General features: G+C 34.6%; 10 protein-coding genes and 1 tRNA gene. 7 read left to right on the top strand and 4 right to left on the bottom strand.

The window, feature by feature from the left end:
- Window positions 1-3 precede the first annotated feature (3 nt).
- From ABZC13_RS07415 to ABZC13_RS07425, 3 genes are all read left to right on the top strand, one after another.
- Window positions 4-2589, top strand: coding sequence for an ABC transporter substrate-binding protein (locus ABZC13_RS07415; RefSeq protein WP_373001898.1), 2586 nt, complete (start codon window positions 4-6; stop codon window positions 2587-2589).
- A gap of 107 nt (window positions 2590-2696) precedes the next feature.
- Window positions 2697-4316 (top strand): FAD-dependent oxidoreductase, encoded by a 1620-nt coding sequence (locus ABZC13_RS07420; protein ID WP_373001900.1) that lies wholly within the window; start codon window positions 2697-2699, stop codon window positions 4314-4316.
- 3 nt (window positions 4317-4319) lie between these two features.
- The gene (locus tag ABZC13_RS07425; RefSeq protein WP_373001902.1) at window positions 4320-5054 is read left to right on the top strand and encodes a succinate dehydrogenase/fumarate reductase iron-sulfur subunit; all 735 of its coding nucleotides are present in this window, start codon (window positions 4320-4322) and stop codon (window positions 5052-5054) included.
- Here the strand turns inward: ABZC13_RS07425 and ABZC13_RS07430 are convergent.
- Window positions 5051-6502, bottom strand: coding sequence for a diguanylate cyclase (locus ABZC13_RS07430; protein ID WP_373001904.1), 1452 nt, complete (start codon window positions 6500-6502; stop codon window positions 5051-5053). The genes ABZC13_RS07425 and ABZC13_RS07430 overlap by 4 nt on opposite strands.
- A gap of 143 nt (window positions 6503-6645) precedes the next feature.
- Between ABZC13_RS07430 and ABZC13_RS07435 the strand changes: the two genes are divergently transcribed.
- Complete coding sequence (locus tag ABZC13_RS07435) at window positions 6646-7143, top strand: YajQ family cyclic di-GMP-binding protein (protein WP_373001906.1); 498 nt, start codon at window positions 6646-6648, stop codon at window positions 7141-7143.
- 10 nt (window positions 7144-7153) lie between these two features.
- Window positions 7154-7822: a DNA-binding protein gene (locus ABZC13_RS07440; RefSeq protein ID WP_373001908.1), complete on the top strand. Its 669-nt coding sequence runs from the start codon at window positions 7154-7156 to the stop codon at window positions 7820-7822.
- Window positions 7823-7845: 23 nt separating this feature from the next.
- Here ABZC13_RS07440 and ABZC13_RS07445 read toward each other — a convergent pair whose 3' ends face one another.
- Both ABZC13_RS07445 and ABZC13_RS07450 read right to left on the bottom strand, forming a co-directional pair.
- Window positions 7846-9129 (bottom strand): diguanylate cyclase, encoded by a 1284-nt coding sequence (locus ABZC13_RS07445; protein WP_373001910.1) that lies wholly within the window; start codon window positions 9127-9129, stop codon window positions 7846-7848.
- The gene (locus tag ABZC13_RS07450; RefSeq protein ID WP_373001912.1) at window positions 9126-11051 is read right to left on the bottom strand and encodes a DUF1538 domain-containing protein; all 1926 of its coding nucleotides are present in this window, start codon (window positions 11049-11051) and stop codon (window positions 9126-9128) included. The genes ABZC13_RS07445 and ABZC13_RS07450 overlap by 4 nt, the downstream gene beginning before the upstream one ends.
- A 315-nt stretch (window positions 11052-11366) precedes the next feature.
- Between ABZC13_RS07450 and ABZC13_RS07455 the strand changes: the two genes are divergently transcribed.
- Both ABZC13_RS07455 and ABZC13_RS07460 read left to right on the top strand, forming a co-directional pair.
- Window positions 11367-11454, top strand: a tRNA-Ser gene (locus ABZC13_RS07455).
- A 66-nt stretch (window positions 11455-11520) separates the two neighbouring features.
- Entirely contained in the window at window positions 11521-11970 is a 450-nt protein-coding gene (locus ABZC13_RS07460) for a hypothetical protein (RefSeq protein ID WP_373001914.1), read from the top strand.
- Here the strand turns inward: ABZC13_RS07460 and ABZC13_RS07465 are convergent.
- Window positions 11967-12581: CZB domain-containing protein (locus ABZC13_RS07465; protein ID WP_373001916.1), on the bottom strand; the 615-nt coding region annotated here is incomplete at its 5' end. The two genes, ABZC13_RS07460 and ABZC13_RS07465, sit on opposite strands and share 4 nt — an antisense overlap.

Raw genomic sequence — 12581 nt, forward strand, 5'->3', positions numbered from 1 at the left:
ATCATGAAAACGCTTTTATTATTACTAATTTTTATATCTTCAATACTTGCATCTCAGAAACCTTTAGATAGAGTCTCTCTGCAACTTATGTGGTTAGACCAGTTCCAATTTGCCGGATATTATATGGCAAAAGAGAAAGGTTTTTACGAAGATGTTGGTCTAGATGTAGAAATCAAAAAATTTAAATACAGAATGAATACAGTTGATGAAGTTCTTAGCCGAAGATCTACTTTTGGTGTTGGCAGATCAAGTCTGATAAAGTCACGTTCAGAAGGTAAAGATGTAGTTCTGTTATCTGCCATATTTCAATCATCTCCATTTATGTTAGTAAGTCTGGAATCTTCAAATATTAACAGTGTGAAAGATTTTGCTAATAAAAAATTTATGCTCACGAAAAATGCAATTGAGTCTGCAGCTATACGTGCTATGATAATGTCAAGTGGTATGGATGACAGTGAGATGATATTTAAAGAACACAACTTTAACTTTGAAGAACTCTTAGACGGAAGAGTTGATCTCTATGCCGGATACACTTCAAATGAGCTATATATTTTAGAAAAAAAAGGAATACCATATAAGATATTCACTCCAAAAAATGAAGGTTTTGATTTTTACAGTGATTTGCTTTTTACATCAGCAAAAGAGCTACAAGAGAATCCTAAAAGAGTGGAGAGCTTTAAAAAGTCTTCTCTTAAAGGATGGCAGTATGCATTTGACAACATCGATGAAACGGTAAAGTTAATACATGAAAAATATAATCCTCAAAATAAAACCATAGATGCTCTTCTTTTTGAAGCAAAAGAGTTAAAAAAACTTGCCTTTGCAGATGATGTAAAACTCGGAGACATCAGTGAGAAAAAAGTACTTAGAATATATGATGTATATAAAATTATGGGACTTGCAAAAAATTCTCTAGATATACATGAGTTTATATTTGACAGTGCTTCAAAGATCATCACTAAAAAAGAACATAATTATCTCAAAAGTAAAAAAGAAATAAGTATTTGTGTTATACCATCACTCTTACCTTACAGCACGATAGAAAATGGTGCATTTATAGGAATAGGTGAAGGTATACTTAAACTAGTTTCTAAGCATATATCCACACCATTTAAGCTAATTAAGACAGATTCTTGGAGTGAATCATTGCAAAGAGCCGAAAAAGGAGAGTGTGATTTAATGCCAATTATTGAAGCTACCTCTTCAAGAAAGAAGTATCTTAATTTTACAAGCCCATATTTTGAAGACCAATTAGTTATTGTTACTGACAATACAAAAAATTATATATTGGATATCAATACCGTCTTAGATGAAGAGTTTTCAATAGTTAAGGGATTTTCATTTATCGAGACCCTGCGTGAAAAGTACCCGAATATAAAACTAAATATTGTTCCTTCTCGAAAAGAGGGCTTTTTGGGTGTTCAAAATGGTAAATATTATGGACACATAGATGCTATGATGGCGTCAGCCTACTATATGCAACAATATTCAAAAGTAAATTTAAAAATTGCCGGACAGTTTGAAGATAGTGCGAAGATTAGTTTTGGTGTTAGGTACGATGATGAAATCCTCTTTGGGATATTTGAAAAAATTGCAAAAAATCTAAACCCTCAAGATATTCAAAAAGTTTTAAATGAGTGGGTATCCATTAACTACACAAATGCTACTGATTTTGAGTACGTAAAAAAGATTTTGATTTTTATGTTTGTGCTTGGAACTGTTTTTTTATATAGACAATATCTTCTAAAAAAGAAAAACAATGAGCTCGAGACTTTGCAAAAAGAACTAGTAGAGTTAAACAGATCGTTGGAGTCCAAGATTGCAGATGCAGTTGGCGAGATAGTAAAAAAAGATGCTTATCTTGTGCACCAGTCTCGCTTGGCTCAAATGGGTGAGATGCTTAGTATGATTGCTCATCAGTGGAAACAGCCACTTAGTTCTATATCGGCTATGCAGATAGCCATTAGAATGGCAATAGAGCTTGAAAAGTATGATTTAAGCGATGAAGGGCAAAGAAAAGAGTTTTTAGAGTTTATGCATCAAAAGCTTGATAAAATAGGTGCAAATACTCAAAACTTAAGTCAAATAATCTCAGACTTCAGTGATTTTTATAAACCAAATAAAAAATCAGAAGTCATGCGTTTGGATAATGTAATAATTAAAGCGTGTAATCTAGTTGAAGACAGTATGGATGTGAATAACGTTAGACTTAGTCTTGATCTACATTCAGAGTTGCTATTAAGATTGCATGAGAATGAATTCATGCAAGTGATATTAAATATATTAAGTAATGCAAAAGAGCAGTTAATAAATAAAAATATTGAAAATGCACGAATAAGACTTAAAAGTTACGATAAAGGTAACTATTCTATTATAGAGATTAGTGATAATGCAGGTGGAATCGATGAGACTATCATATCTCATATATTTGATCCATATTTTTCGACTAAATTAGAAAAGAACGGCACAGGCTTAGGACTCTATATGTCAAAAAATATTATTGAGGACTACCATAATGGCAGTATAAATGCCCATAACAATAAAGATGGTGCAGTCTTTGTTATAAAGATTCAATCAGAAGATATATAATATGTTGGACGGAGATAAGATTGATAATAATGGACTATATAAAGTTTTAAAATCTTTTTTAAGTCCTAAAGAGTAGAATTTGGAAATTTTTAAGTATTGGTGTGTGAATGAGAAATGATGTTTTAATAATTGGAGCAGGTGGAGCAGGTTTAGTCGCTGCTATAAATGCTCATGAGAGTGGTGCTAAAGTTAGAGTAATAACAAAAGAATATCCAACAAGAAGTCAAACCAGCATGGCTCAAGGCGGTATCAATGCAGCTTTAGGTAATGCGGGCGAAGACAGTGTTGAGGCACATGTTCAAAATACTCTCAAATCTGCACACGGTATAGCAAATGAAGAAGCCGTAAGACTTCTATGTGAGAGCGCACCGGAAGCTGTAGAGTGGCTTGATAGCATAGGCGTATGTTTCTCTCGTACAAAAGATGCGAAGATAGCTCAAAGAACTCTAGGAGGTGCATCTGCGCCTCGTGCTTGTTATGCGCAAGACTATACAGGTCTAAAAATACTTCATACACTTTATGATAGATGTATGAGTCTTGGCATCGAGATACTTAATGAGAGATACTTATTAAACTATATAACTCAAACTCCAGATAAAGCAGATGCTTACATCGGTGGTGCTACAGTTTTAAACATAAGAACAGGAGAAGTAGAGACTTATGAAGCTGCATCTGTAATAATCGCAACCGGCGGTTATGCTCGCATCTACGACAAGCACTCTACTAACTCAACAGGTTCAACTGGTGATGGGATTGCAGCAGCCATAAGAGCTGGTGCAAGACTAAGTGATATGGAATTTGTACAGTTCCATCCAACGGCACTTAAAAACTCATCTATACTCATCTCTGAGAGTGCCAGAGGTGCAGGTGGGTATCTTTTAAACTCTAAGGGTGAGAGATTTACAAATGAACTCTTACCGCGTGATGAGGTGGCTCGCGCTATAAACGATGAGATTCAAAGAGGCGAAGATATATTTTTAGATATTCGTCACTTAGGTGAAGAGTTTATAGATGAAGAGCTTCCTCAAGAGAGAAAGCTTGCAAAACTTTATGAAAATGTAGATCCGGTACATGACCTGATTCCTATAAAACCAGTTGCTCACTACACTATGGGTGGAATAGAAGTAGATAAAAACTCAAGAACCAAGATAAAGGGTCTTTATGCAGTAGGTGAGTGTGCAAACCATAAAGTCCACGGTGCAAACCGTCTTGGTGGAAACTCTCTTTTAGAACTTATAGTCTTTGGACGTGAAGCTGGAAAAAATGCGGCTGAATATGCAAAAACTTTTGATAAAGAGATAGACTCATCTGCACAAACGCAAAGTGCTAAAAACTTTGTTACAGGTGTAAAACACTTTACAAATCAGATAGATTTCTATGAGAAGCGCGAATTTATTGGAAATATTTTTTATAACAATGCAGGTATTTCAAGAGATGATATGGGTCTTAAAGCTGTTCTTGGTGCTATTCGTCAAATTCAAAGAGAAGTTCCTTTTATGGGACCAAAAGATAAGTCTAAAGTCTATAACACTAACCTAGTCGAGTTTATCGAGTTTGGAAATATGGTTGAACTTAGTGAGATCATTTTAGTATGTGCGATCAGTAGAAATGAGAGTCGGGGTGCTCACTATAGAAGTGATATCCCCCAAGAGAACGATAAGGCGTATAAGGCTCATACGATAACTTGGAAAGAAGACAGTGTGCTTTGTGCAGACTTTATGGAGTAGATCATGAAAATCAGAGTAGCAAGATACGCAACAGAGCCACAAGTTTCAGAGGCTGTTTTAGAGTATGAAGTACAGATGCAAGATGTGACTCTATTAGAAGTTCTAAATGAGATTAAAACAAAACAAGATTCATCGCTAACATATGCAAGCGGTTGTAGAAGTAGTGTTTGTGGAAGCTGTTCTATGAGAGTAAACGGTAGAGAAGTTTTAGCATGTGCATATAAAGTGCAAGATGGTGACCTTGTAGAACCTATGAAAAACTCTCCTGTTATTCGTGATCTTGTTGTAGATATGGACAGGGCTTACTCGTTTAATGCAAAAGCAAAAGCTTGGCAAAACTCACTAAGTCCATCAACAAACCTAACTCAAGAAAATGAAAAAGTTAACGAGATTCAGAGTGACTGTATCCTTTGCGGTTCATGCTACAGTGCCTGCCCGGTATATGCGGTAAATGAAGAGTTTATAGGACCTTTTTCACTTACTCGTGTTTGGAGATATGTGAGTGATGTTAGAGAGAAAGATTCTAGTGAAAAAATAAATACTATTCAAACAAACGGCATCTGGGATTGTACACTGTGTAATGAGTGTACTTTAGTTTGTCCACAAGATATCTCTAGTAAAGCGGATATAGAAAAACTTCGTTCAAAGTCTGCGATGAGTGGATACAGTGATCCAAATTTTGCCTCTTCTTTTGGTGGTGGATTTGGTGGTTTGTTTGATGGAAGTCCTACTTTCTAACGTCCTGATTTAATACAGTCTCTACCTGCATCTTTAGCATCATAGAGGAGCTTGTCAGCTCTTCGGATGACTAAATCCAAGTTATCCGGAATATCAATCATGGTAACACCAAAACTACATGTTACGCGTATGCTGCTGTGAAATAGATTTGAATTTATACTTTCTCTTATTTTTTGGGTGATTTTGACTGCGTTTTTCAAAGAGTTTGTTTTTAAAACAATAACAAACTCTTCTCCACCCCATCTTGCAAAAAGATCATCAACTCTTATTGTCCTAGATATTATACTAGTCAGCTCTTTTAGTATGGTATCACCAACATCATGACCATAAGTATCATTGATCTTCTTAAAATTGTCAATGTCAAGAAATATAAGTGCATATTCATCTTTATCATTTACTTGGGTAGCTAAAAAAGTCTCCAGAGATGTTCTGCTGTGTACGCCTGTCAGTGCATCTGTATCAACGGCTATTTCTAACTCTTGTATATTTTCATATGCATTTATGAGTCTCTTGGAGTAGTGTGTGAAAATGAAGTAAATCAGTATGTAGCATGTCAGCAATATTATGAAGCTTGTGCTGTTTAGTATTAAAAGAGAGTTTCTGTTTTCAATGACCGCTTTTGTTATGTCTTTTGCGATTATAACTTTACCGACAATTTCATCTTTATAGTTTTTTAGACATAGGTCGTTAAAGAGAATATATGTTTTACTTTTGTTCTGTATGATCTGCTCTTTTTTACTTAGATCTATTTGGCTTCGAATACTTTTAAAAATGGATTCTTTTGTAATTACAGAAAAATCTCCCATATTTTCAAACTCTGTTTTATATGATAAGTTTTTCATTGTAGAAGTTTTAATTAGTACTTCAGATTCTACATGAAGTAAGTTATTGAGTTTGTTTGCAAAATATTGTGGCTTTATTCCAAACTCCAAAACCCCTAGATGTTCTCTGTCTCTACTGATAAACGGAGCTGTAATACGATAAGTTATTCCATTTTTACCTGCCTCAAATCCAAAATAAGTTTTTTTATCTTTGTTTGTCTTTGCAACAATGGGACGAATGGTGGTTAGGTCATCATCATAACTTGAAGGTTTGTGCATACGTAAAACGGTAGTGCTTTTAGTATCTAAAAAGTGCATCACATGAAGGTCTGGATTTGATTTTATTAATTCTTCGTAGTCGTGTATAAGGTAGTTATAAAGCCCATCTTTATCTCTATTTTTGATAAACTCATAAGTCTTATCCATATTCATAAACTGGGCACTGATTGATATATATTTATCTTCAAGATTTACGATCATATCTTCATAGTGCAAGAGTGCTTGCTTATGAAGCTCACTTGTTTTAGTATTTATCATAAATTCATGATGTTTTACATCATAATAAACCCTTATGACAAAGGCAATAAAAAAAATAATGCCTAGAAGAAGAAGATATTTTCTTTTCAACTTATTCGTATTTATTATATGCATGGAGAAAAGTATATCATATTAATTACGGTTTACGTGCAAAAACGTGATATTGTTGCAACTACTATAACAAGATTATAAATATGTTATAATCGTTGTTATTATTTTTAAAGGGCTTGGTAATGGCAAAAGAACATTCATTTGATATAAGTGCAAAGATAGATATGCAAAATTTTAAAAATGCTATCAATATGGTTGATAAAGAAGTGGCTAATCGTTATGACTTTAAGGGTACAACTTACGAAGTTAGTTTCAAAGAGAAAGAGAAACTTTTAGTTTTAATTGCATCTAGTGATAATAAACTGGATGCTTTAAAAGATATAGTGGTCTCTAAGTTTTTAAAACAGGGTCTATCGTCTAAAGTTCTAGAAGAACTTCGTGTGGAAGACTCATCAGGAAACAATAGAAAGATGACTTTTAAAGTTGTTGATTATATAGAGTCAAAAGAAGCTAAAAAAATAACTGCAGAAATTAAAAAAATGAAGCTTAAAGTAAATGCACAGATAGAAGGTGATGCTATAAGAGTTAAGGGTGCAAAACTTGATGATTTGCAAAAGGTTATGAAAGAGATCCGTGAAGGTGAGTGGGAAGCTCCATTAGTTTTTGAAAATATGAGATAAAGGGTTATATATGTCTAAAATGAGTATATCAGATGCAGCGTTAAGACTTGGAGTATCTAAAGAGGCGATTCATAATCGCATTAGAAGAGGTTCTTTAGAGAGTGTAATGGAAGATGGTGTCAAGTATGTTCTTTTAAAAGAAGACTCTTCTTCTCCTGCCAATAAACAAGCTCCAAAACGAGCTAACACTAAAGTGGCTCACGAGCCGGATTCTAGATACTACAAACTTTTAGAAGAGCAAAATGAGAAACTTCAGCAAAAAGTTGACAAGCTTGAAGGTGAGACAAAGACTCTAAGAGAACAAAAAGAGCAGATGCTCGTTCAAGAGAGAATCAGAATAGAGAAGATATATAAAGACAAAGATGAGCAGTTAAAAAATATACTCAATGCTATATCTTCGAAGTTTTTATTAAACGCTCCAACTGAAGAGTTGATTGTTGAGAGCCAAGAGCTTGTTGAAGCAGAGATAGAGTCTGCAGAACCCTCATCTCTAAAACAATCAAGTGATTTGATATCTTTGAAAAAGTATTTAAAAGATGGAAATTACACAGAGAAAAAGAGTCAAAAAATAAAAGATAGATTTAAAAAAGCAGCTAAAAAAGATAGTAGAATAGTCACGGTTGGTAAAAAGTACTATATCAACACAAATAAGTTTGACTACAGCGATCTTCTACACTAAATAGTTAAACTTGAGAGGTGCTCTTAAGAGCACTCCACTCTGTTTCTACCACTGTGCTTGGCTGTGTATAGTTTTTGATCTGCGATCATAATGTACTCATCTATGAAGGAGCTCTTGAATGCTTTCTCCGGTTTTACTTCTATCATCCCAATACTGACCGTAGCGTTTAAATCTTTACCTTCAAACTCTAAAGTAGTCTTTTCGAAATTTCTACAAATCTTTTCTAAAACTTCAAGACCTTTTACTTTGCTTACAGCAGGAAGAATGATAACAAACTCTTCTCCTCCATAACGGATGATTAGATCGGAGTTGCGAATATATTTCTTTGCCACATCCACAAAGCTTTTAAGAACTTTATCTCCTGCAACATGACCGTGAGTATCATTTATCTTCTTAAAAAGGTCAAGATCACATACGGCAAGTACAAAAGGGTTGCTAGTAGCCAGTGAGAGCTCATACTGGCTCTCAAAAACATTTCTAAGACCATTACGGTTGAGTGCACCAGTTAAAGTGTCCTTAGTCACTCTTTTGTTCATAATAACGTTATCTATAAGAGCTAACTCTGTACCGATACTAAGTGAGATTAGTTCACACTTTTCCAAATAAGTTATTTGTATGTGGTGCTCAGAGTCACCAAGATGTGAATGTATCTTTTTTGCAAAGAGATGCAGGTTATTATGAAGAGCATCTATAGTCTTATATTTTGAGTTGTTTTGGATTACGTTTTTAGCATCTGTTTGTAACCACTTTCCGAAATCACATAGTTTATCATCCAGCTGCGGAAAATTTTCTATGTCTTCATCTTTAATATGACGTGCAAGTTTTGTGAGCCATAAAAGATGAGATTCATAGTGAGAGATGATGTTTTTTTCTAACAAGTCAGACAGAGATGTTATACGTAGAGTATTTAGTCTTAAAAGTTCATTTACATACTCATTTAGATAAATATGTGCAACTTTGTTGTTAATATCTTTAAACAAAGAGAGTACATGCATGATGCTAGAGCTTATCTCTTGTTCACTCATTTTACCTATAAGTACATTTTTTAAAGCATTGATTTCGTTCACCATTAATATATATGGAACGTCTAAAGATATTTTATATTTTGCCAGTTTTTCAAACATTGAAAGAAGTTCATCTTTTTTGAAACCAGATTTCAATATAGTCAGAATCTCTTTGTAGTAATCACGAACAACAAATGCTTTTTCATCGCTGTAAGTGTTTACGCAAGAAGTATATTTGTCTATAAACTCATCTAAGATCTCTTCACAGTCGCTGTGAAATATGTTTGAAAAACTGTATGTCATAAATCGCTACTTTTTAAGGTTAACCCTTTAAGGTGTGAGATAGGATATGAATAAGATATTCCATCTCCTCGACCGACAATATCAAGTTTATGCATGACACTAAAAATAATATTGTCAACTTTCTTAGTCGGGACTATAAACATAAGATTTACATCTGTTGGGTCACTGTGAAGACGGTTGTAAAAATTGTCCATTTCATTTAGACCCATGCCGTGAGCATCCATGATTGTAACTCCACCTGCACCTGCATCACGAGCAGCAATAAGTGCTTTATCCTGATTTTTTCTAGGTACTATAATGTGAACGGCAGAGAAAGGCATTTTGTATGAGTGTCTCTGCCCTGTTCCATGAATCTGTACAGTTGAGAGTCCCATATCGTTGGCATGCTCAATCGCTTGACGAAGTTCATCCATGTGTAACTCTTCAAGCTCGTGCTCACCTTTAACCCCGATCTTCTCTGTTATGATACCATATAACATTACTGTTAGCATTGGGAAGAGTGATGCGAAGGCAATAAGACCAAACCCATCTATAAGCGGATCACGCCCAGGAATATTTGTAGCAAGTCCAAGACCAAGAGCAGCAACTAAAGGAACAGTTACTGTTGAAGTTGTAACCCCGCCACTGTCATAAGCGATTGGTACGATATATTTTGGTGCCATAAAAGTAAGAACTATAACAAATAAGTAACCTGCCATGATGTAGTAAACGATCTCTCCACCGACAACAATACGATAAGCTCCCAGAGAGATACCTATAGCAACACCAAGTGCGACAAAAAGACGAAGGACGAAGTCATTTATCTTACCGTCACTTATCTCTTTTGCTTTTTTTGCAATAGCAGTTAGAGAAGGCTCAGCCATGGTAGTCGAAAAACCTATCAGGAAACCAAACGAGTATATGATGATGTTGTTATCATACTGAGTCAGCTCAAAAGCCATAGTTTCACCGACTGAGAATAGACCCATCTCTAAACCGACGATGAAAGCATCTAAACCGATAATAACCAGTCCAAAACCAATGATTACTTCTTTTAAATTATCAATAGGTTTTTTAAGGATGGCATATTGAAAAAATACAATTACAGCTAAAATGGGAACAACATCTATAACTACGCCAACGAAACCTTTTAAAATATCAAGAATCTTAAAATCAAAAACAGCAGGAGTCTTAGCTACTTCTATAACAGGTGCAGCAAGAGAAGCACTTACTTCGATAAACTCATATACAGCGATACCGTAAAACTGTACGAATATCATAGGAGTAAGAGATGCAAAAGCGATTAGTCCAAAACCGTCTAAAACCGGGTTTCTACCTTTAATAGTAGATGCCAGACCAATACCTAGCGCGGCGACTAGAGGAACGGTTACAGTTGAAGTGGTAACACCACCTAAGTCATATGCAAGACCAACAATCTCTTTAGGTGAGAAGGCAGTAGCTGTAACAACCATGACGTATCCGGCAATGATGTAGTAGTGTATTGGATGACCTTTAATAATCCTCCAAACACCTAAAACTATGGCAAAACCAACAGAAAATGCAACAACAATCCTAAGAGTATTTGCATCAATCCTTCCGTCACTAATGCTGGCCGCTTTTTGTGCAATAACGATAAGAGCAGGTTCTGCAACAGTAGTACCAAAACCTATCATAAAGGCAAAAATAATTATCCATTTTGTAGAGCCTTTTCTCGCAAACTCGCTAGCTAAACCTTCACCTACTGGGAAGATTCCAACTTCTAGACCTAGAAGAAATACAGCAAGACCAACACCAACAATAGCCAAACCAATAGCTGTACTCAACCAGTTTTCCGGTACGGTTTGAATAATTGCTAACTGGAAGAACATAATTACAAGTATGATTGGTAATAAGTCTCTAAAAGACTCTTTTAACAGTTTTAAAAATGAAGCGATGCTTAACACTTAAACCCTTTATAAAAATTATAATGAAATATTATCTTAATATTATTAAAACTAAAGTGAAATATGGAAACAAATTCCTCTAGGTAGTTTAGTTTTAGCCCATATTTTCCATGTTAATCAGCATCAACACCAGAGTGTAAATTTAAAAATTATTAACTTTATTAAAAGAATAGATTTGATTTTATTTTACATAATAGTGTCTATACTTTAGCTTATAAAAAATGATTGAAATATATGTATATAATAGTTATAAAGAAAGATGAAAGTTTAGTGTACTTTTAAGAATGATAAGGGTAAAATCACAACCTACAAAATGGACAGCTGGCCGAGTGGTCGAAGGCGCTCGCCTGGAACGCGGGTATAGGGTAACCTATCTAGGGTTCGAATCCCTAGCTGTCCACCATTTAAAGTCAAAACTAGTTTTTACCGATATAATACTTGAACAAAACAATTAATAAGGCCATTCGTTATGGAAATAACATTACTACTGAAATCTATTATGGGCTTGGTTATAGTTTTAGCCCTTTTGATATTCTTGTTATTTTTGCCATCTAATAGAAAAAAAGAAAAAACTGAGTCTAAAGAAGCAACTCCAATAGTAGTAGCTCAACGTCCTCCAAATACTGACTTAGAATATTTAAGATCAATTATAAAAAAGAAAAAATCAACCACAAAAGAACTACAAGAAGCTTTAGAACTTGTCATAAAGTATCATGGTATAGTTCATGAAAAACTTGGACTCAGAGCACACCCTGATTTTGATATCTATATGGATATTTTATTTACAATATGCAGGCACCCAAACACAAACAAAGACATAGTTGTAAAGTTTGACAGAGAATTGGGAAGATTGAATCCAGACTATAAAAAAGAGATAAATGAAGCTATTACAAAGGGACTAAACTCAAGAAGAGTTTAGTTGCCTTTATGTCTAGTGGCTTTTTCTTCTTGAAGCATATTAGATAGTAGCTCAACGACCTGTTGACTAGCTTTTTCTGCATTGTTAAAGTAAGTCATTACATTTTTAGACTCTTGTGTACATGTGTTAGCTTTAACACATTCAACTGCTTTTTTGATGTTGTCATGAACTGCTTTATGAGGCTCAGCCATTTTATAGTAGCTTGAACAGTTGCCGAACTTTTCTTTACCGGCTCCCTCAAAATACCATTTACCAAGTCTACACTCTGTGTCTGCAGCAAAGTGACCTTGAGCCTCACCACTAAAGACTGTTTTGTAGCCATTTGCTTTAAAGAGCAGATGATCAAGTTTACTAAGAACCATAAAGATAGCGTAAGTTACATCTTTATTTTCCATCGAAATTATTTGTGAGTTTTGTGAAAGCTCTCGCATTCTATCTTGAAAAATATCCATTTGTTCATTTGAGCTTGTAGACAACTCTTCCATAGCTTTAGAGTGTTCATGAACTTCCTGAGTGTTTTGTTTTAGACTCTGTACTGTAATCTCTACTTCACTTGTAGCTTTTTGAGTACGCTCGGCAAGTTTACGAACTTCATCTGCAACAACTGCAAA

Source organism: Sulfurimonas sp., from assembly GCF_041563035.1.
GTDB lineage: Bacteria > Campylobacterota > Campylobacteria > Campylobacterales > Sulfurimonadaceae > Sulfurimonas.